Source organism: Desulfosporosinus paludis, assembly GCF_045689965.1.
Classification (GTDB): domain Bacteria; phylum Bacillota; class Desulfitobacteriia; order Desulfitobacteriales; family Desulfitobacteriaceae; genus Desulfosporosinus; species Desulfosporosinus paludis.
Map to the genome: position 1 here is coordinate 1,300,301 of NZ_CP144211.1, position 20,507 is coordinate 1,320,807.

Genomic DNA, 20,507 nt, shown 5'->3' on the forward strand with positions numbered 1-20,507 from the left:
ATCACTTCCTTTCCTTAACGGTTAGACTTGCTGCGGTTTCGTTGGGAAACGCTCTCAAGAGCTTTGCCAGTAATGTCCTTCCTGCCCCTCTTTTACCGTTTAGAGCATTGGAGAGAGTACCTCTTTGAACTCCGATCTGGTCTGCAAGCGCATTTTGGGATAATCCTTGTTGCTGAGTGAGAGAGATTATTTTTTCCTTGGATAATTTCACAATGCTTTAATCCTCCTGCAATTTCTTAAATAAGTTAGCCAATGCCTCCTCTGCGCTCGGTTTTTCGGGAGCACATTCCTTAACCACAATGTTTACTGGAGTAGGCGTGGTGATGGTAATTTTGATGGTTTGCATGTTGTCGCCTCCTTCTTTGTTGAGGCTCGAAAAAGTGCCTCTATATATAAGCCACGAGAATGACGAAAGTAAACCCCCACTTACAAATATTTTTTTAGTTGCTTGTAAATCTTATTTAAACGGTTATTACAAGCCTGTTTTGTGATGCCTAATTCCTCAGCTACTGTTACAATCGATCTACTCTCAAAGAATACCTTCTGAATCAGCTCTCGCTGCTGGGGTAATAGCTTGGCTAGTGCATTTTGTAAGATTTCGCTCGTCTCAAGCTTTTCAATGGTTGAAATAACATCCGCCTTTTGATCGATCAATTGAATACCTTGCTCCTGTAGATTCTCAACGGATTTATGCCTGCGAGTTTCTCGATGATCACTGTTATAAATCTCTCGATCCAGTTCAATAGATACCCCACCAATATCATCCGTAACCTCAATTTCAAGAGTCTCTCCGGTTAAGAATTCATACTTGATATTCATGAAGTGCTCCTTTCTTCTACCGGAGATAGCTAGAAAGAGAGCAGCACTTCATGAACACTTAAAAGTCAAAAAAAGGCGCGGAGTATTGCTTTTTCTAGCTATACTCCGGCCTTGTGGTGGCTCGTTGGCCCCTAGTGGCTCAGTCAGTACAAATTAACTCAATATTAAATTAAAAACCGCCGATCGGAATTACTGTTTAAGTAACTCCAACCGGCGGTTATAACTATGGCATTAGCCATGCTCTTCAGTGCTCGGTTTCGTATTCAATTCGCATCAACAGCGATTTTTTCGTCGCTTAGGTGGCATTAAGGTAGCTATCATACTCTCATAATCAACCATTAAAATTCGACTACATCTTATGCAGGGTACTGAAGCGTGTCCTTTTGCGTCACAGTATACAAATACAAATTCCTTACCACATGCTGGACATGCCACCACACCCTTGAGATCCATTGCTGCCACAGTTGTCATTTTTACTCCTCCTACTCACCCTTCAAAATAAACTAAAAAATAATTCATATCTCTCAGGGTTGCTCTATTAGTCTTAGAGGATCTGTGCTAACCAAACTTAACATGAGGTATGGTTGCTTTGAATAAAAACTATCTGCGAATGAGAAAATGGCACAACAGTATCTTTCGAACTCTGTTATAAGCGACAAAAACAAATTTCCAGCAAGACAGAGATCCGTTAAAGATATTGATCACAAAACTGAGGGCACGTCCTTACAGAAGGCAAGACATAGGCAAATTTTTGTCTGACTTTTGTAATTGATGCCTTGTTAATTCCAAATGATCAGACTAAATTAAATGCGAATTCTGTAGTGATGACTTTTATGTCGATAATAATTTACCATCCTTTACATACATTCACTTGATTATTTATTGACTTTATGCAAAAAATAATCGTACAGGGTTCAAATGTTCATTTAGTTTAAAGTTATATCATTCTTAGGTTCTATATTTTTTTAGTTTGATCGTTCACTAATTCGGAACGACATGTTCATTATACTGTAAGCATTTGTAATTTCCTACAGTTGGTTTATGGTATATCTGAGAGGGGTTGGTAATGTGTGGGCGAGAGCAATGTAAATGCTGAACGAGAACAATTGCTTAGGCAATTTGATGCAGGACAACATTTAAAACAATTACGAGGGGATCGACCCTTATCTGAGATCAGTAAGCTAATGAATGTTTCTAAAGGATATTTGAGTGAAGTTGAACGAGGAATAAGATTACCGTCCGATCATTTTATAGGTGAAATCGCTAAAGTATATAACACAGACGTTGATGATCTGTTTTTTAGATGGGGTAAGATACCAATTCTTTCATATCATGTAATTGCCGAAAATAAAAAACTTGCAAAAACCATTGCAGAAATTAGCCGTAGAAAAGGTCTAACAGATGAACAAAAAGAACGTCTATGTGACTCGATCCATAAAGCTTACAAAGAAGTAATCGATGAAATTGAAGCTGAGAAAAAATGAGGAGGAATAACCTATGCTTCAGGCATTTCATAGCATATTTATTAGCATTATGGATTTCCTGACTAATCATTTTGGATATGGTGGAGCACTTCGTATTAAAGACATTTCAAATGATATTGCTTGGTGTTGTGTTGTAGCAATTCTCCTTCTCATAGGATTATCTCATGCATTTATGATTACAAAAAAGAGTAATACTGTTGAGGACGAAGTGGCTGTTCAAAAAATTGATCAGGACGGGGTTACCGTTATGCAAGTGAATCCTAAGTCAGCTTGGGATATCGTTGAGAGTCTTATTGGAGAAGTGATTCTATTATTTTCTCCAGAAACATCCATACGATTTAAGACGGTAAAACCGATCAGGATAATCTTGTTTTCGATCATGATATTCTTTATCATTATTGGTCTTTTTCTATCAATGTGGGATTACTTTCCTGATGGAACTAAACTTCCACTTCCAGATGGACATCAATTTTCAAAACATGTCGGTTGCCTTACGATTTTCGATCACTCCTTGATTGGGAATCCAATTCGTTCGAGCTCACCCACCTCCCCTCCTGCACTGCATTTGACAACAAAGCAACACTTTGCAAACTATAATCAAGGAGGGCTTAGCAATGGATAATGACTACATTTTTCGGCGAGAACTTGATTTGCAAACGAACCTACCTGAAATGATCGATCATATAAAAAATGATCGTCCATTCCGCAAAATGAACATAACTAAGAAGAAAGAATTATTCGATGATTATTACAACATAGTGAAGACGGATTCCCTTTCAAAAGGTCTTTCAACCGAAGAAAAACGCAGCATTCAAAATGCTGCGATGGAAGAAATGTTAGAACGTGCACGGCTGGAAATAAAAAAAGACATGCATTAAGAGGAGGTCTAGACATGGATGAGTACACATTCCGGCGGGAGTTTTATTTTGGCTCTCTCTTTCCTGAGTCGATTGTACAATTTAAAAAGTCTAGGGAATTTCGAAAAATGAGTTTGACTGAGAAGAATGAATTTTATGACAGTATGTACGAGATATATAAAAGACATTTCCTTTCTAAATTTGTCTCCGACGATGAAAAAGCTCAACTCATAATGGATCGTGGCTTAGAGGAATTGGAAAAGACTTTGCAGTAATAAAAAAAGCGGCCTCAGCACTTTATAAGCTGAAGCCGCCTTTACACTATTTATACTAATTCATCCAACCACTGATAATATTCGTTTTCCAACTGTCCTATTGTATACTCATTTCTTGCATCCATTAATTCAGCGCTAATTTCACATTTATCGGCATCACGAAGTAGTACAATTCTAATTGGCGCATCCATATATTTTTCCTCCAACAGATGATACTTTTACCTTTTCCGTTCTGAATAATTAATAAAATACCTTACACTTTAATGCCAGAATAGTCAAGCACATTATACCTTGTGAAGCTAGAGTTACCTTTATAAAATTACCTGATTACTTATTAACACAAATATGTCATTATAAGGTATAATAAGTCGAAACAAGATATTTAATGGGCATTGCACAAAAGACCTTCGGACGCGGAGGTCTTCCTTTTTATAACGCCTTTTATTACCAATAGCTAATATAACTCATCATGATATAATACATTCAAGGGGTAATCCCTTAGTCTTTTTCATGAACCTTAAATTGCCCTCCGGGGACAGCAATTCGGAGGGACTTTTTAAAAAGCTCGCCTATATTATTATGACAAAACGTAAGGCCTCCTTAATAGGGGGTCTTACGTTTTACTATATCAAGATTCTTAATAAATTCTTGACGCCAAGCTGATAAAATATCACGATCTTTATTGTATTCTTATTTCAGAAGATATAAAAAAGACATACATCATAGAAAAATAACACATGAAAAAGACTAAAAGCCGCCCTTGCTGTGGGGCGGCTTTTAATGTGAGTAGAGTTAATTAAAGTATCTTTCACGTTTCACAATTTTCTATTGAGCTTCAACTACCCTTATACCTTGCTAGTTCGATAATACAACAATTAGATTCCACACGATACCGGATATTCATCCCGCCTAAATTGATTTACACTAATTAATGCCCCTGGTGCCTTAAGTCCCGAAAGTTCCAAAGCTTCAAGGTGGTTCGCTGCGCAGACTGTTACTGTTATAGTCGCTTGTTGGGTAGCCGTTGCCGGATTCTCTAGCCATCTTGTGACAATGTATTCCATGTCAGTTCTCCTACCTATAGATTTCAAGCAGCATCAAAGCCGGCTTTGACTTTTCATTTTACATGGTTAACTAGATGATCGAACTTGACTTCACTATTACCCAATGGCCTTAAATTATTTTTCAGTATCGAACATATGATTCCAGTCATTACCAGCATAAATCCAATACAATCATACCATGCCAATCGTTCTCCTAGAATTACTCCACTAAGCAATATACCAAATACCGGCGACATATTGCTAAAAATTGCCGCTCTACCACTACCAATTAGGCTAACACCGTACAAGAATAATAAATTGGCACAGCCGGTAATGATTCCACCCATATAAAATATAAGTAACCATCCAGACCAACTGATATGCCAGTTAACAGATGATATATTCCACAATCCAACGGGAGTTAAAAACAATGCTCCCCAAAAAGAAGCAAAAAAGGTAACAACTATCGGAGAGAAACGTTTCATAGCCTTCTGCCCAAAGATGCTAAATAAAGCGGAAACCAATACATTCCCAATCAAGACCAATTCACCATAACTAAACTTAAATTCACGCAAGTCTGTAAGTGAACCTTGCGTAAATATCACTATCAAGCCTAAAAAAGAAATACCAAGCCCGATAATCTCTAGGAGCGTTGGTTTCATCTTCCATCCAATAATCAGTAGGGCATTGGTTACTGTTGGTAATGTAGCACATATGATTGCAGCATTGATTGCCGTGCTATTCTGTAAACCTATTAAATAGGTAAGGTAACCAAGTGTAATCCCCATACTACCAACCAAGGCCAATAAGCCCATGTCTCTCCACTCAGGCATAGGCTCTTTTCTAATTTGTCTAAAGATGATGAAAGAAAGTACCAAAATTCCAATCCATCCACGTAAAGCTGCTAAGACTAGCGGGTTGATTTTCTGCGCCATGATTTTCCCTGCTACTAAATTTCCGCCATATAATAATTGAGCCAAAGTTAACACAATAGAAGCTCTTACCGTCAAACTCATTTTTCTCATTATAAAAATTTATTCTCCTTAAAATCCTATTTAAGTTATTAGAGCAATTTACGATTAAGTATACTACACTTTTATACCTTGCCACTTCAATAAGTGGTATTCCATACTAATAACCTATCAATAATGTGTTTGGATTAAATACACAACGATTTAGAAAGAACTCTAATCCGAAAAAAATTCGTAGCCAAAAACACTTTTATCACAATAGGCATATTTTTCCTAGCTAAATATATTAGCAACATACTGAGGAAGGCAACTCCGCCGAATTTATAGTAATGAAGCGCATTATGGCTGACGAAATAACTTGGTATTAAATTGCCTTCTCCCGCCCCTTGGCTTATTGCAAAAGTAGTTGTAAGGTAGTCCAGGGCGTTTAGTATGCAGAAAAGTAGTAACAGTTTATATTCTTTTTTCAGAGGGGTTGCCCTCCAATCCACTAATTATAATATGTTCTTATTTGCTGTCAGATTTCAAAAAGAAATAAATTGGGGCTGCATGCGAGTTCCGGTAATTGGCCTAACATGATATTTACTTCCTTTTCTTATGAATTAGCTATTCGTAAATTGAGTTTTTAGGAAATCGAGAAGACTATTCAGTAAGTATCGACAAAGGCCCCAACTAATTAAACCGAGGGAATCTTTTCTTTTCCTACTCCTTCTTCGACTTTTTCATCATCAGTTCTTGATACTTATCTAAAACAGCATCCAACTCTTGACTTGCAGTTATGACCTCAGGATCTGTATAGGATTTGCCTTCTTTAATCTTGATCATGTTTAATCGTAATTCTTCGTTTTGCTGTATTTGTTCTTCGAGTTCCGACATATTTGCCCTCCGTCCATCTGCTTGAAAATTAGTGGCTAAACAATAAGAAATCCCCTCACAAGGAGGGGTATAAAGAAGGAGGAGGAATAGAAAAATAAAAAAGTGGCCTTATGTTAACCGCTAGACAGCGAGTAATCCTCTATTGTTCTTATCTTAGAATATATTTGTTACCGTTCCATGAACTCAATGTGAAGAATATGTTAAACCTAATAATGGAAGATTGACCCCAGCGGTGAAGCCGGAGCCTTGCTATTTTTCCTTATGAATGTTTGGCAAATCTACAGATTAACAAGGCCGCCTGACCTCAAGTAGGCGGCTTTGTTGCGTTAACTTTATTTAGTCTCTTAAGCTGTATTTTGAAACATACTACTTCCAGGAACCACACATTCACGAACATTTTTACGAGGAGAATTAACCAACGGTGATACCTCATAAGCTTCCATCTGTTCCGCTGGAAAAGGTCTCAATAAACCTTTAACTTCATTACTAGATATTAAACGCTCATCCAACCAAAGTGACTCCATGTCCTGCGGTAATATAACTGGCATCCGATTGTGTATTGGCTCCATCAACCTATTTGGCGTCGTCGTAATGATCGTACATGAGTTTATTGTTTGACCCGTAGGTGACACCCAAGAATTCCACAGGCCTGCAAATGCAAAAGGTTTCCCATCATGCAGGGTTATTCTATGGGGTTTCTTGACACGCCCTTCCTTTTTCCACTCGTAGAAACCGTCCGCTAAGATAAGACAACGCTTTTGCTCGAAGGACTTGCGAAAACTCGGTTTTTCCTCCAATGTTTCCGCTCGGGCATTGATTAATTTATTTCCAATACTTTCATCTTTAGCCCAATAGGGTATCAGACCCCATCGAAATATATAGGTGGTTGCCTCCATTCTGCTGGATTACCACGGGAACTGGTTGAGATGGAGCGATATTATATCGAGGCTTAAAATCAAATTCAAGTTGGACTATACTAAAACGTTCTATGATGTCTTTAGGTGAGATAAACGAAAAACGTCCACACATCTTGCTTTATAACCTTTCTATATGTACTAATGCAATTTAGCGCCAGTCATAGTCTATAAAAATATTGAAAATTGCTCCATCACTTCTTAGAAGCCTGTAACAGTTGTCTTTTTTTAACCATAGGCTAACTCTGAGGAAGTGAAGCAATAGTGTTTTTAGTTTGCCCTATTTGTCAGAACGAGGACTATTTAAGCAAGTGGATCCAATGTTCAGCTGAAACAGTAAGAATAAAAATAATTATTGCGGCTAATCACCAGTACTATTTCTGCCCAAAATGCTTAAAGGCATCGCTTAGAGCAAACCTTCTACGAATTGAACATCAGACGTTCGGAACTGGAATCGAAGTTCCTTGTTGTAGAACGAGTACAGATGCCACGATGGGGAAGGTACTTCCCCACTGAATTAAAACTTACTAATAGTAGTCAATAATTGAGCAAAACCTCCTGACTTCAAACAGGCGGCCCAAATGAAAACTGGAGTGGGCATATAACAAACCCAAATCTCGGGAAAAATGATCTTTGTACTGAAACATTTTCTACTCCCATCGGCGACATTGGGAGATTTTTTAGTTGACTGTGTTTAGCAAGTTTATTGGCAAATTATTATAGGCAACTCTTTTTAGTATCGGTCTCACCTAAAACAGTAGGGGGCTACATATTGGATTCATGCTCCATCTTCAGATATTATTCCCATAATCTTTACTTTCGCTATAAGTCTGCTTATGTCCACTAAGATGTTCTTTTAACCAACCTTGATAAGCCAGTAGATCCTTAGTAATTAAATAAAACGGGATTTCAATATAGTACGGAGGAGCCTTTTGGGATATACTAGCAAAAGTTTAAAGATATTAATCATAAGGGGCGAGTTCAATTGAGTGATATAATGAGACCAATTCCGTTTGAGTAACTTTTAAAGTGGGTATTTTCAGAGTATGGGAAAAATCAAACCATTTTTGGTGTACCCAAGGAAAAGTTTTATAAGAATGAAAGCGGAAGGAATATCAAGCTATTTGGTGAGTCTATTGATTCACCTGTGGGCCCGGCAGCCGGCCCTAATACTCAACTTGCCCAAAATATCATTGCTTCTTATATGAGCGGGAGCCGCTTTTTCGAGCTTAAAACGGTACAGATTCTCGATCAACTTGAGATCGAAAAACCTTGTATCTGGGCTGAAGATGAATGTTATAATACGGAATGGTCGACTGAACTCTCTGTTCAAGGCGCGTTTTCCGAGTATATGAAAGCCTGGTTTATACTCCACATTCTGCAAAAAGAGCTGTTTGAACAAGATGGACGTCGTTTTATGTTTAATATGAGTGTCGGTTATGACCTGAAAGGAATTCAATCTCCCAAAATTGATTGGTTTATTGAAGGACTAAAAGATGCCTCCAATATAGAGATCTTTAAAGATTACAAGCGCATTTTATTGGAAGAAGTTGATCGCTTCCAGTATGTCGACAGGAACTTTATCGAAAGTATTTCTCCCAATGTTTGTAATTCTATTACTTTATCAACTTTGCACGGGTGCCCTCCTGAAGAGATTGAGGCGATTGCGAAATACCTATTAAGTGAGAAGAACCTACATACTTTCGTTAAGATGAATCCCACCCTCTTAGGTTACGATAACGTCAGAAATGCCTTTGATAAGATGGGTTACACTTACATTGAGCTTAAAGAAGCTCATTTTTATCCATGATTTACAGTATTCAGACGGCATTAAAATGCTCAAAAGGCTTAAGAAGTTTGCCAAGGAGCATCATAAAGACTTTGGGGTTAAGCTTTCCAATACCCTGCCTGTAAAGATCATGCAAGGAGAATTGCCGGGTGAGGAGATGTATATGTCCGGCCGGGCTCTTTATCCTTTGACCATAAGTTTAGCCTATAAACTAGCACTTGAGTTCGAAGGAGATCTTAAGATTTCCTTCTCTGGCGGAGCTGATTATTTCAATATAGAACGCATATTAGCAACGGGAATTAGACCTATTACCGTTGCAACAACCATTCTCAAGCCAGGGGCCTATCTTCGATTTAAACAAATTGCCGTTCTCCTGGAAAATCAGCTTGATAACAAGGAGTCCGGTAAAATCAACCTTGAGAAACTTCAAAAATTAGCGGAAAGTGTTTTTGAGGATGTTCATCATTTTAAAGATAAAAGGCCCGTGAATAGTCATAAAATTTCCTGGAAGTTACCCTTACCGACTGTTTCATTGCACCTTGTACCGTTGGTTGTCCGATCAGACAAGATGTATCGGAATATATCCGCCTGGCAGGTGAGCGTAGGTTCGAGGAAGCTTTTGATGTGATTACTGCGAAAAATCCCTTGCCATTTATTACGGGTACGATCTGTAGCCATAATTGTATGACTAAATGTACCAGGCTCGATTATGATGAATCCGTACTGATTAGAGATATGAAACTATTTGCTGCTCAGAATGGGTATGATGCCTGGCTCAAAAAACATCCGGTTGCTACTGCAAGATACAATGCAAAAGTCGCTATCGTCGGAGCGGGCCCGTCTGGTCTTTCTGCAGGCTACTTTCTGGCTTAAGCGGGCTTGGATGTGACGATCTTTGATAAAAGGGATAGAGCTGGTGGAACAGTCGAGTTTGTTATCCCAGATTTCCGTATTCCAAGAGAAGCTATCCAAAATGATGTCGAGATAGCCAAGAGGATGGGGGTTAAATTTCAGTTTGGTGTTAACCCTGATTTTTCGATTGAAGTTTAAAAGAACGTGGATTTGATTATATCTACATTGCTATTGGTGCGGGTAAGAGCAAAACCTATCCTTTAGAAGGTGACACTGATAAGCTCATGGGCGCTGTTCCTTTCTTAGAAGCTTTCAATGAATCTAGGTAAGAACATAGCTGTTATCGGTGGTGGAAATACCGCTATGGATACAGCCAGAGCAGCTCTTCGTTTGAAAGGTATAGAAAATGTTTACATCATTTACAGAAGAACTAAAAAGTATATGCCTGCGGACCCGGAGGAATTGCATCTTGCCATGGAAGAAGGGGTAAGATTTAAGGAACTTCTCGCGCTTTGTCCTTAACAAAAGGAGTTCTTAAGTGCCAAAAACTGGTGCTGGAAAAGCCCAATGCTTCTGGCCGACGTAATCCTATTCTTAAAGAAGGAGAGTTTGAGGAGATCTCTGTAGACACTGTTATTTCGGCGATCGGGGAGACTGTTAATCATGAAGTATTTGAAAAAAATGGAATTGCAGTAGACGAAAAGGGGAATGTCATGGTTGATCCGGATACCTTTGAGACCAATGTAAGGAATGTCTATGTTGGAGGAGATGCCCTATATGGTCCGGCTACGGTCGTATTGGGGATTGCCCACGCGACAAAAGTTGCCAAAGCTATTCTGGCTAAAGAAAGCCTCCCTTGGGAAAAAGACTTGGCTGATATAATCAGTTTCGAAAATTTTAATGAAGACAGAAGGTTAAAAGATATCATTGTCAAAAAAGGGGTACTTAGAGACGGCTGTCGCGAGGAAGAAGAAAATGAAAGATGCCTTGAGTGCCACCGTATTTGTGATATCTGCGCTGAAGTATGTCCCAACCGGGCAAATATAGACGTCAAGATCGAGGGTCTCGGTAATCTGAATCAGATCGTTCATGTTGATGGAATATGCAATGAATGTGGAAACTGCGCAACTTTTTGCCCTTACGATAGTGCTCATATAAGGTGAAACTTACCTTATTTTGGAACGAAGAGGATTATGTTAACAGTAAAAATATAGGATTTCTCTTAGTAAAGGATGGGAATGAACCTGAGTTCAAAGTTCGATTGAATGAAAAAGAATTTGGCACACTAAGGGCAACTCCCAGCTCTTTAAATTGATCATCAAGCAAGGCTGAAACTGTTAAGACGCTTCTTTCGTCATGCAAAATAGCTCGTAAGATCCGCGCGCAACTTAAACCTATACCATAGTACGTTGCTCCCTTACGATTTATTATTTCATATGCTGCCTTCCGTACTTCTGCTATCACTTCTTTCTGATATTCTGATCCACAGAGCTTATTACATTCTTGGCAAAGAAAACTTAATGGTGTCCCTGCCACACTGACCGAACTAAATAATGGGACCTCTGAATCGCCATGTTCGCCTACTACATAAGCATGAATATTTCCAGGATTTATTTGGCAATGCTGACTAAGAATATAACGAAAACGGGCTGTATCCAAAACTGTGCCCGAGCCAATTACACGGTGTGCCTTTAGTTCTGGATACGTTCTTGTAATAGTCGTCAGGACATCCACTGGATTTGTCACCAGCAGGAAAATGGCTTCCTGTTCTACCTTTAATACTTGATCTAGAATTGAACGTAATATGTCTACATTTTTTTGGGCAAGGTCCATTCGAGTTTGTCCAGGCTTTTGATTGGATCCGGCGGTGATCACAATGACATTGGCCTCTCGACAATCTTCGTATTGGCCAGCCCGAATCTCCATCGGACTAGTGAAAGGGAGGCCGTGACTTAAGTCCATAACCTCTCCTTCTGCTTTATCTTTATTACTGTCAATAAGAACAAGTTCCGTACATAGTCCTTGAATTAAATTGGCATATGCAATACTTGAACCAACAAAACCGCTGCCTATAATAACGACCTTACTGGGATTTATGTTCAATTAAAAGCCCCCTTTTGAGGTTTTATAATCTCCTACGCAGTAAGGTATTATTCTATTGATTAACTTTCTCCGAGAGGCTTAAATACCTACAAAACCAATGCTTTCGATGCGTATTTTTTAATGCTTGCCCCCTTATAAATAAAACTCAGGCGTATGCTGGAGCATATTACTACTAAAAAACATCACTACACCCGGTCTCTCCCAGGCGTAGTGATGATAGCTCGACATTGGCAGGATAGAAATTAATTGTTTTTGGTAGCAGAGGTTTGATAATGTTCGTTAGGTAAAACCTCTAACTTAAGCGCTAGAGGTTTTTTTAAATAAACAAAAGAGTATGCGATAATACCAAACTTCAAGGGTGTAAGGGATAAAGTATGAGACAAATGACCAGCCGATATTCCAATGGTTCATGTAAACAACCTTGCCCGTAACAACACCCATAAACTCAAAAACTGTCGTAAGCCCAGCAAATATTGCTATTAGTAAAAATGGGTTCCATTGTTTGTGGTCAACAAGGTATATGAGATAACACCCTAAAATGGGGTACACACCAAGATCCATCGGAAGAGCAGCCATGGTTTTCTCTTTGAGGATAGGAGTTAGATTCCAAAATTCAAAGTAGAACCCAAAAATATTGATTGTAAAAGCCATTAAGGAACCGACCGGGAAAATAGCTAGTAAAATCCTTTTGTCTTTTCTGTAAAGAGAAATCCCAAGTATCCAAGGAATGAAAAATCCTAATAGAATATTGATTAGCATCTGACACCGTCTTCCCTTTGTTTTATTGGATTAGTTTATCCAATTAAAACTTTTCTATAGAGCCCCATGACTAACACTACGTCATATTGACAAATCAGGAAAAAGATTCTACTGATATGTCTTAGGTATACTTTTGGGGAATATTTGTTCTGTTTTGGCCAATGGCTGATTTCTATCTGCATGTTGACAAGAATCTTTTTCTCATAAGGACACCATACGTTTCCGTAAGTTGTAGATTATAATTTTTATACTGAGATTGGCTATGGGACTTCTGTTCCTTATCGCCATACTCATGTCCTATCAACAAGTTTTGTCAATTTACTTTTCCTGGCATTAATATCTATCCCAAGAGTGGAAAAGATGTAACCGAGGAGAGTTTAAGATTTATAGACAAGGAAAAACGCGATATCGAAAAAGCCACTACACAGCAGATGTTAGAACGTGCCCGGCAGGAATGGGCAAAGGGGTGTATTAAGTGGAAAAGAAAACTGACTTGCAGCAGTACCTTTCCAAGATATCTTTAGACCATGGTGCATTAGTTGTTAGCTACACAAAAATAAGGCGAGTAGAGCCTGTAATGGTGATCGGCTTTCCTTTTTCAAATAAATGGATCTTAGATCGTCCATTTTACATAACAAAAAGGTTTGGGGAGGAGGTATGGCAAAGTTGGAAACTACTTCGCGATATTGCCGAAGTTTTGCGCAAAGAAGGATATTTCGCGGACCTTAAAACACCTCTTTCTGTTTTCGGTGATTTTCGCCCCTTGGCGGTCTCTGCCGGTCTAGGAAGTTGGGGAAAAAATGGCCTGGTGGTAAACCCTCAATATGGTTCAAGGCTTTTATTTGCTTCAATTTTTACTAATGCTCCCTTAGAATCGAGCGTTTCCCAGTCTAGATCAGATCAACTAAACCATGCATGTGATCACTGCTGGCAATGTATCAATGCTTGCCCAGCAAAGGCATTTGAGGGAAACCGATTCCATAAAGTACGGTGTTTCCCGAAAGCTATTCGAGGATGCTCAGAGTGTGTACAAGTTTGTCAAGGGCAAACCACTTCACCCCTGGCTCCCAAATGAAAGCAACCGACCCGATAACTTTTCCCGATTCTTGTAGTTAAAAAATTTCTAGTACTTAACGCCAAAATAGGCCCAGCGGAGTTATACCGTTGAGCCTATCTCTTTAGCTACATATGCCCCTTTTCAAGGCTTTCTATAAATAATTTAGGCCAATCCTTACATCAGAGGCCAGAGGCTCATTAATTGTTCCTATACTTGTCAATAAACAGTGTGCCGTCACTCTGAAGCTCAGCGTATAATACCTCACTTACTGAATTAATTCCTATCTTTCTTAGTTCTTCGTAAACCCACTGGTAACTCATGTTAAACTCCCGAAGGCTACGCTTAACGATTTTACCATCAACAATAATCTCGGTTGGAATAAGGAAACTTGTAGTAATTGGAATATTTATATCCTGTTTAGTAACCGTTTGTTGCCCTTGCTTTTTGAAAATACTGATTTGACCATTAGTTTCAATTATAGCGTAGTCTACATCCTTAATAGAAAAAATATTGTTATTCCTTAACATGGTGAGTAAATCGTCTATACTCAATCTTATTCTGGACATAACTTTCCGTTGTATTTTCCCTTTTTTATTAAAATAGTAGGTTCACCATTTAATATTCTTCTTATAGTCCCCGACTTTAAGCTCATAAACTTAAACTAAAATCGTTAACCCCGTCCAAAGAATTAAACTTCCTAAGCCTTCCATAGTTGTTAACTCTTTGTCGCTCGCAAGCTCTGCGGCAATATTACCAAAGGTTATCCCTGTAATATAGTTGAAAAATGTTAGTTGACTAAGTTGTTGTTTGCCTAATAGCCGGGTAATATCAATAGGATAAAAAATGAAAGTGCCGTCCTCGGTAAAATGTCAATTTGCATTTGCCTACCTCTTGTGAATCCTTATTTTGTCATAAGATATTTTGTTGCTGTAACATTAGCTTTCTGTCGGATTTTGTGTGAACAGTTAAAGAATTACTCTTAACAAAAATGGTAAATATTATTTGTAATTAGATTTATTTTTACAAATACAAGTTAAGACTTAGTAATAACTACAAATAGGGAAGGCCCCCGCCATTTCTGATGGGAGCTGTACTAGAAAAAAGATGGGCATATGTAGTTTTTACCTAAAACTGGATTTTATATACCTGGTCAATCGAGACCATGCATAATATGAAGGCCCCCACAGTTTCCGATGGGAGCCAATTGAGAGGTAGGACGTGCGGAATATGGAAAAGAGAAATCCGTCCCACTCACAACAAACGAAAAGAAGAGCGACTAAGCTCTCCTTTCTTACACCTGTATTAACGAACCCTAATTTTCTGGCCAGGATAAATCATATGAGGATTATGAATGTGTGGATTTAATGACATCAGACGATGCACGTGAGTCCTATGACGTCTAGCTATATGATGAAGAGTTTCACCTCTACGAACATGATGATACATTGTTAGAAATCCCCTCCCCTTTTTGGTTACACTCCAAATTATGACAATAGAGAATTGTTAGTACACGTTCAAATATTGTATTAACCAAAGTTATTTCATCAGACTCGATCATCTTATTCTCTTGTAATCTAAATGTCCCACCTTTTTTCATTGCATTATATGCCTAGAAAAAATAGAGGTCAACTTTCAGAGATCGCATAATTGAATAATATGGAACTAGAGGAGAACTATCCCTCTAAACAATACTAATTTAATATAACCAGAGGTGAGAGAATTGTATCATCCCCGAACAAATGTGGTTCCTATATATGGTCATTATCCGCATCAAGTACGTTGGTATCCGGTCAACTATACGGGCGGCTACGAACCCGCTTGGTGGGAACGTTATGAAGAACAGTTTGAACCGCGATGGATTGAAGAAATGGAAAAACGCATGGGTTTTGTGCATGGAAAAGAACCTATTTGGTGGGAGCTCTTTGAAGAACAATTTGAACCCGCTTGGCTTCAGCGTTTAGAACGTCAGATGGGTATTCCACAGCCATTTGACCCCCGTTATGATAATCCATATAAAGGTTATTAATTTTTTATTAAAATGAATTAGTAAGAAGGACCAATTAAAGTTAAGGTCCTTTCTTTTTGAATTAAATCAATCGATTACCTCTTTCTGAGAATTATCAACAACTGCATATGCTAAGTGTGCATGCTCACAATATTTATCTTTTTGTTCTTGGAAGTATCGGCCCTCTACCAGAGCAGCAATGCTCTTTCCCCTGCTCAGTGCATGATTATATATGCATTCTAGGATGGGAAAAAAGCGTAACATTAACCATAGATGAAGTTGAGAAGTTGAGAAGTTGAGGGATGTGAGACGCTCATTTCAACGACAACCCTCAGACAAACCCCTTCAACCACCGCGTAGCGAAGGGGCCGCGCCGAATATCATAAGGGCTGAATACTCAAGACATCATGGTCGGTAAAAGGATTTCAGTTAGCAGCGGAATAAATGGAGATATTGAGATATAAAAGGATCCTAAAGCTACGGTCCTTTATTTTTGGCAATGCTGTATTAATAGATAGTCAATACGAGATAAAGATAGTCTCCGGATCATGTTTTTTATTCAAGAATGATCTACTAATTTAATGGGAAAACTAAGTTTTAAATCTCATTGGTTGGTGATTATTATGCCGTACAGACGAAGACATTCTGGTCTAAGATTTGGGAAAAATGAAGAAAGTCTACTTATACTTATCGTAGGGATTATTTTGCTTCAAGCAATTGTGGCCTATTTCTGGGTTCTACTAATCTTAGCCATCCTAGGAGGCTTGATATGGGTTGCCCTTCGGTGGTTTATATCAAGTTTAATTATAAATACTCCTGATAATTGCTCAAAAATAGAGATGACACCAATTGAAGAGAAAATGTACTATGCCCTTAAACGTGCTGGGTATGAACCAATCCCACAATACAAAGAATCCGGATATAGACTTGATTTTGCTATTCTCGAAGATGGTAAAAAAATTGATATAGAGTGTGATGGAAAAGCCTATCATTCGACTCCTAAACAAAAAAGTCACGACCGCTCCCGTACCCGGAGGCTTAATAATGCAGGCTGGGGAGTTATACGTTTTTCTGGTAGCCAAATTCATAGAGATGCCGATAGATGCGTGGAACGACTCACAAGAAGATTGAAAGATTTCTAAATAACACTATGGACGTCTTCGATAAGTGGAATTTATTTTTTCTAGGCAATTCTCAAAGATTGATACAAGCTCTTTACTTCTTACCTGAGGAACGTTCATCATAAGATTTGGAGATAATATAATTCTTTCGAGTTCTCTAGCCTCAGTTTTAACATAGTCCAGATATCGACCAATGGCTGCATCATTCTTCATAATGCCTAGAACGACAGCCTCAATATTCACTATATCCCGTGCTTCTTTCTGCTTAAAGGTTTTGTGAACTGAACGTTTTACTGCGGATTCCGATAACCTTCGAAATTCATCAACCTTTGTCAAATATTCAATTGCTTCAATATGATAACTAAAGATATTGGGGCTTTTCTGGTTCAGTACGTCCACTATCAGATAGAAGGTCTTTGGTGGTAGACGCTTTTGAATTCTATCTAAAGCTAATAGTGCCTCATGACCAAGTCCCAAGGAATTTATAATATCTTTATATTCTTGGGGAATATTACGGATTTTCTTGTATTTTTTAATTACTTCATGGGCTATACCGGTTTCCTGGGCAATTTTATCTAAAGAAGCTTGTAAATACACCGAATTTGATACACTTTGGAAATCGGTAAAACTACCAGTGATATCAATGGTTTGACTGTGATAGAGGCTAAAGTGCTGTAAGACTGCCGTAGCGCTCCCCCAGTGAAGATGGGGGGGCTGAAATCTTTTCATTGGCCAATGAATTTGAAAAGGAAAAATTCGGTGGAGCGGGTACGGCAGCTACAGGAATGGGTATATATGTTTGATGGTTTGGGAGTCCGGTAAACGGTCATTATGTCTCGTAGTTATGGACATGAAGAATGGAGTGTAACAACCTACTCCACGATCGAATAGTATACGTTGAAAGTCCTGATGAGTCTTTCTTGAATCAAGAAAAAGGGGGGAAATACATATGCTATTTGAAACCCATGCTTGGGTAACACTCGACAATGCCGTCGCCATATATAATGTTTACAGCGATGTGCTTGTCGCAACTATTCCCGTGGGCACTAACCCGCAATTCCCGAAACGAACACCGGATGGTACAAAAGTTTTAGTCCCTAGTTTGGGAAGCAACACTGTCTCTGTCATATGCACTGCAGCAAATCATGTCTTGGCAACGATCCCGGTGGGCCTTGAACCTACTTCAGTAGCGATTGATCCTACCAGTACAACAGCCTATGTGACAAACTCTGGAAGTGGAACTGTTTCAGTCATTAGCATTCCGACCCACACCGTTGTGAGCACCATCACCGTTGGCACAGGCCCTGTCGATGTCACTATTGCCCGTGATGGTAGCCGCGTCTACGTTAGCAATAGCGGTAGCAATTCAGTCTCTGTCATTAATCCGATAACCAATACCGTCATCGCTGCGATCGCCGTGGGTACTTCACCCAACGGTCTGGCTGTGAGCTTGGATAATTCAAAGCTTTTTGTTGTTAACAGCGGCAGCAACAACGTCAGTGTAATCAGCACTGCCAGCAATACTCTTCTCAGTACAATTCCCGTCGGCTCAAATCCACAAAAAATCGCAGCCAATCCAGTGAATCCAGTCTTTATGTACGTGACCAACTTCGGGTCAAACATTGTCAGCGTAATCTCAACAACCGGACTTAATGTGATAACGACAGTTCCTGTTGGTATAAACCCTCTTGGCCTAGATGCTACCGGCGATGGCACACAAGTATGGGTTGCTAACGAAGGGGACAGCTCGATCAGTATTATTAACACAAACACGAATACCATTGCCGCTGCAATTCCGACTTCTTTCCCGCCTCGAGGCGTCACAGTCGGCAGAGTTGGGTCTGCATTATCACCCAGTGACCCCATTGACCTAACTGACCCATATCAACTAGAAGAAATAACAGAATCTGTTTGCATCATCGTAGAAAAAGTTTATGCTAGCTGTCAACAAAGGGAATGCTTCCCAGCCTTCACAGTCACCTTGCCGTCGACGGGCGTTCCTCCGTTTACCTTTGTTAGCATGACCTTCGCTAACGGTTTGATTGTTTCGGGCAGTGTCGTCATTACACCTATTCCAGCCCGCCCGAATTTCTCCAGAGTTCAGTTCACGATTGAAATCCCCTACACGTTGACCTTGCGAGATTCTACCGGAGCCTTGTTTACCCTCACAGGCACCCTTCCAGATATCCACAAAGACATTGTGCTCTACTTCCCGCCAACTCGCCCAGAATTCGACTTCAACTTGCGCATTGAAACAAGAACTGAAGTCTTAACGAGCCCGCTGTTTACGGTAGCCACGATTCAACTCGCCATTGGAAGCTTTGTTATTACGAAGGTAACGGGTATAGTTCAACTCCTCGTTCCAGCTTTCGGATTCTGCCCAGAACCTCCAGCCTGTGAAGAATTCCCGAATATACCACAAAATCCATGTATCAATTTCTTTGACACCACTCTCACTCCATTCCCGAGTGATTTCTTCCCACCACAGTTGGATACTTGCCAGTAACTTCTTATCCCATATTAGTCACTTTTTTATGAATTCAAGATTATTGTCCTTCCAGACTAAAAGGGCCGTCTAAAACGGCCCTTTCAGTAACCAAGATTTTAATCACTTATAAGCAATTAAAACAAAGGAAGTGATCGTATTGGCTTAACCAAAGTAAAACCATAATGACTCCCCTTCTTCTAATAGATGAACATGAATCCATGTACCCGCACGTCACTCCTCAAGGATGAACTCTTTTCGGTGAAGGAAGCAGAGAACCCTCCTTTCGGATACAAGAACCATTGCTTAACCGTCCATCTCGTGGTACTTAAAACCAGCGGAGAACTCTGTTACACTCTGGTTTCTGGAACTTCAGCACCCCAGACAACGCTCATTGCCAAACTAGATGTTGGTGCCACAAAATACCGTCGGCTTTTTCTCTTTCCCCAAGGCAAGATGATACATATTTTTTACGCCTTAACTCATCCAGTAGTTCCCAATCTCTGGCATATCGAACATCGCCTTTGGAATGGTGTCTCTTGGCAAAGTACCCGAATGGGAGAAGTAGTTCACCCACGTGAGCCCCTTAATAATGTCAACTTTGATAGGCAGGGGAACCTCCATTTTTTAACCATCAGCCGTTTGACTAACCTGTTAAGGAGCTGGAAGCCATATTTCGCCCATGCTGAAGGGGTTTCGATTTCAAAGTTGCAAAGAAACTTTTTCCTCTTTTACGCCGTCATTCCCTTCCGCTCGTCTATTGGGCCATTGATGATCTCCCAGATTGGAGCCGAATGTCCCGTCCTTTGGGACGCGGGGCGAGACTGGTTCCTTACCCTGCAGAGGAATGTATACCCTTTTATCAGCGCGAGAAAATACGTGCGCTGTATTTCCACTTTGCCTGTAACCCCGCCTTTCATCGCCCTACAGAACCAACCTTCCATTGAGTATACTTGTGATTTACTTCTTGTCGCTAATTACTATACTTCCTATCCCCAAAGGAGACTGGGCTAGAAACAATTCTCACCCCTTTGCGTTCTGGTCCATTTCATTTAAAGATTTTCGGTAATGAACACTGGCTTGTGAACACATACTAA

Annotated in this window: 28 protein-coding genes and 1 pseudogene; 15 read left to right on the top strand and 14 right to left on the bottom strand. The window is 39.5% G+C overall.

All coding sequences use genetic code 11. From position 1 onward, the window contains the following. Position 1: 1 nt before the first annotated feature. The 3 genes from VZF35_RS06655 to VZF35_RS06665 all read right to left on the bottom strand — a co-directional run bounded on the left by VZF35_RS06655 (position 2) and on the right by VZF35_RS06665 (position 819). On the bottom strand, positions 2-211 hold the full coding sequence (locus VZF35_RS06655) for a helix-turn-helix transcriptional regulator (RefSeq protein ID WP_407312113.1): 210 nt from the start codon (positions 209-211) through the stop codon (positions 2-4). Between the two features lie 6 nt (positions 212-217). Further along, entirely contained in the window at positions 218-346 is a 129-nt protein-coding gene (locus tag VZF35_RS06660; RefSeq protein ID WP_407312115.1) for a hypothetical protein, read from the bottom strand. Between the two features lie 80 nt (positions 347-426). Beyond that, positions 427-819 carry an RNA polymerase sigma factor gene (locus VZF35_RS06665; RefSeq protein WP_407312117.1) on the bottom strand — a complete coding sequence of 131 codons (393 nt, stop codon included), beginning with the start codon at positions 817-819 and terminating at the stop codon, positions 427-429. Between the two features lie 1,070 nt (positions 820-1,889). On the opposite strand from VZF35_RS06665, the gene VZF35_RS06670 reads away from it, so the two are divergent. The 4 genes from VZF35_RS06670 to VZF35_RS06685 are packed head-to-tail and all read left to right on the top strand — an operon-like array spanning position 1,890 to position 3,435. Then, positions 1,890-2,303, top strand: coding sequence for a helix-turn-helix domain-containing protein (locus VZF35_RS06670; RefSeq protein WP_407312119.1), 414 nt, complete (start codon positions 1,890-1,892; stop codon positions 2,301-2,303). 13 nt (positions 2,304-2,316) lie between these two features. Next, complete coding sequence (locus VZF35_RS06675) at positions 2,317-2,925, top strand: hypothetical protein (protein WP_407312121.1); 609 nt, start codon at positions 2,317-2,319, stop codon at positions 2,923-2,925. Next, positions 2,918-3,181, top strand: a complete 264-nt coding sequence (locus VZF35_RS06680; RefSeq protein ID WP_407312123.1) for a hypothetical protein — start codon at positions 2,918-2,920, stop codon at positions 3,179-3,181. The genes VZF35_RS06675 and VZF35_RS06680 overlap by 8 nt, the downstream gene beginning before the upstream one ends. A 14-nt stretch (positions 3,182-3,195) precedes the next feature. Further along, positions 3,196-3,435, top strand: a complete 240-nt coding sequence (locus tag VZF35_RS06685; protein WP_407312125.1) for a hypothetical protein — start codon at positions 3,196-3,198, stop codon at positions 3,433-3,435. Positions 3,436-3,485: 50 nt separating this feature from the next. Here the strand turns inward: VZF35_RS06685 and VZF35_RS06690 are convergent, their stop codons facing one another. The 6 genes and pseudogenes from VZF35_RS06690 to VZF35_RS06715 form a co-directional block, all read right to left on the bottom strand. Further along, entirely contained in the window at positions 3,486-3,626 is a 141-nt protein-coding gene (locus tag VZF35_RS06690; protein WP_407312127.1) for a hypothetical protein, read from the bottom strand. A gap of 684 nt (positions 3,627-4,310) precedes the next feature. Then, positions 4,311-4,499, bottom strand: a complete 189-nt coding sequence (locus VZF35_RS06695) for a hypothetical protein (protein WP_407312129.1) — start codon at positions 4,497-4,499, stop codon at positions 4,311-4,313. Between the two features lie 53 nt (positions 4,500-4,552). After that, entirely contained in the window at positions 4,553-5,503 is a 951-nt protein-coding gene (locus VZF35_RS06700; protein WP_407312131.1) for a DMT family transporter, read from the bottom strand. A 134-nt stretch (positions 5,504-5,637) separates the two neighbouring features. Continuing rightward, positions 5,638-5,940 carry a DUF5658 family protein gene (locus tag VZF35_RS06705; RefSeq protein WP_407312133.1) on the bottom strand — a complete coding sequence of 101 codons (303 nt, stop codon included), beginning with the start codon at positions 5,938-5,940 and terminating at the stop codon, positions 5,638-5,640. Between the two features lie 211 nt (positions 5,941-6,151). Further along, positions 6,152-6,325: an aspartyl-phosphate phosphatase Spo0E family protein gene (locus VZF35_RS06710; RefSeq protein ID WP_407312135.1), complete on the bottom strand. Its 174-nt coding sequence runs from the start codon at positions 6,323-6,325 to the stop codon at positions 6,152-6,154. Positions 6,326-6,669: 344 nt separating this feature from the next. Continuing rightward, positions 6,670-7,354: pseudogene (locus tag VZF35_RS06715) on the bottom strand (SOS response-associated peptidase). A 1,032-nt stretch (positions 7,355-8,386) separates the two neighbouring features. Between VZF35_RS06715 and VZF35_RS06720 the strand changes: the two are divergent. From VZF35_RS06720 to VZF35_RS06745, 6 genes are all read left to right on the top strand, one after another. Beyond that, a complete protein-coding gene (locus VZF35_RS06720) occupies positions 8,387-9,049 on the top strand; it encodes a hypothetical protein (protein WP_407312137.1) in 663 nt (220 codons plus the stop codon). Further along, a complete protein-coding gene (locus VZF35_RS06725; RefSeq protein WP_407312139.1) occupies positions 9,018-9,656 on the top strand; it encodes a hypothetical protein in 639 nt (212 codons plus the stop codon). The genes VZF35_RS06720 and VZF35_RS06725 overlap by 32 nt, the downstream gene beginning before the upstream one ends. Continuing rightward, complete coding sequence (locus tag VZF35_RS06730) at positions 9,611-9,901, top strand: hypothetical protein (RefSeq protein WP_407314507.1); 291 nt, start codon at positions 9,611-9,613, stop codon at positions 9,899-9,901. The genes VZF35_RS06725 and VZF35_RS06730 overlap by 46 nt, the downstream gene beginning before the upstream one ends. 12 nt (positions 9,902-9,913) lie before the next feature. Continuing rightward, positions 9,914-10,078: a hypothetical protein gene (locus VZF35_RS06735; protein ID WP_407312141.1), complete on the top strand. Its 165-nt coding sequence runs from the start codon at positions 9,914-9,916 to the stop codon at positions 10,076-10,078. Positions 10,079-10,195: 117 nt separating this feature from the next. After that, a complete protein-coding gene (locus VZF35_RS06740; RefSeq protein WP_407312143.1) occupies positions 10,196-10,402 on the top strand; it encodes an FAD-dependent oxidoreductase in 207 nt (68 codons plus the stop codon). Next, a complete protein-coding gene (locus tag VZF35_RS06745; RefSeq protein ID WP_407312145.1) occupies positions 10,393-11,043 on the top strand; it encodes an FAD-dependent oxidoreductase in 651 nt (216 codons plus the stop codon). The genes VZF35_RS06740 and VZF35_RS06745 overlap by 10 nt, the downstream gene beginning before the upstream one ends. Positions 11,044-11,071: 28 nt before the next feature. Here VZF35_RS06745 and VZF35_RS06750 read toward each other — a convergent pair whose 3' ends face one another. Then, the gene (locus tag VZF35_RS06750) at positions 11,072-11,983 is read right to left on the bottom strand and encodes an L-lactate dehydrogenase (protein ID WP_407312147.1); all 912 of its coding nucleotides are present in this window, start codon (positions 11,981-11,983) and stop codon (positions 11,072-11,074) included. Positions 11,984-12,280: 297 nt separating this feature from the next. Beyond that, positions 12,281-12,742: a CBO0543 family protein gene (locus tag VZF35_RS06755; RefSeq protein ID WP_407312148.1), complete on the bottom strand. Its 462-nt coding sequence runs from the start codon at positions 12,740-12,742 to the stop codon at positions 12,281-12,283. 475 nt (positions 12,743-13,217) lie between these two features. On the opposite strand from VZF35_RS06755, the gene VZF35_RS06760 reads away from it, so the two are divergent. Beyond that, on the top strand, positions 13,218-13,817 hold the full coding sequence (locus VZF35_RS06760; protein ID WP_407312150.1) for a 4Fe-4S ferredoxin: 600 nt from the start codon (positions 13,218-13,220) through the stop codon (positions 13,815-13,817). 179 nt (positions 13,818-13,996) lie between these two features. On the opposite strand, the gene VZF35_RS06765 is transcribed toward VZF35_RS06760, so the two are convergent. Beyond that, positions 13,997-14,365, bottom strand: a complete 369-nt coding sequence (locus tag VZF35_RS06765; protein WP_407312152.1) for a DUF421 domain-containing protein — start codon at positions 14,363-14,365, stop codon at positions 13,997-13,999. A gap of 90 nt (positions 14,366-14,455) precedes the next feature. Then, entirely contained in the window at positions 14,456-14,644 is a 189-nt protein-coding gene (locus tag VZF35_RS06770) for a hypothetical protein (RefSeq protein WP_407314509.1), read from the bottom strand. 866 nt (positions 14,645-15,510) lie between these two features. Here VZF35_RS06770 and VZF35_RS06775 point away from each other — a divergent pair. Beyond that, a complete protein-coding gene (locus VZF35_RS06775) occupies positions 15,511-15,825 on the top strand; it encodes a hypothetical protein (protein WP_407312154.1) in 315 nt (104 codons plus the stop codon). 560 nt (positions 15,826-16,385) lie between these two features. Beyond that, the gene (locus VZF35_RS06780) at positions 16,386-16,946 is read left to right on the top strand and encodes an endonuclease domain-containing protein (RefSeq protein WP_407312156.1); all 561 of its coding nucleotides are present in this window, start codon (positions 16,386-16,388) and stop codon (positions 16,944-16,946) included. Between the two features lie 6 nt (positions 16,947-16,952). On the opposite strand, the gene VZF35_RS06785 is transcribed toward VZF35_RS06780, so the two are convergent. After that, the gene (locus tag VZF35_RS06785; protein ID WP_407312158.1) at positions 16,953-17,654 is read right to left on the bottom strand and encodes a hypothetical protein; all 702 of its coding nucleotides are present in this window, start codon (positions 17,652-17,654) and stop codon (positions 16,953-16,955) included. 220 nt (positions 17,655-17,874) lie between these two features. Between VZF35_RS06785 and VZF35_RS06790 the strand changes: the two genes are divergently transcribed. Then, positions 17,875-19,431, top strand: coding sequence for a beta-propeller fold lactonase family protein (locus VZF35_RS06790; RefSeq protein WP_407312160.1), 1,557 nt, complete (start codon positions 17,875-17,877; stop codon positions 19,429-19,431). Between the two features lie 186 nt (positions 19,432-19,617). After that, entirely contained in the window at positions 19,618-20,424 is an 807-nt protein-coding gene (locus tag VZF35_RS06795) for a hypothetical protein (protein ID WP_407312162.1), read from the top strand. The last annotated feature ends 83 nt before the right edge of the window (positions 20,425-20,507 follow it).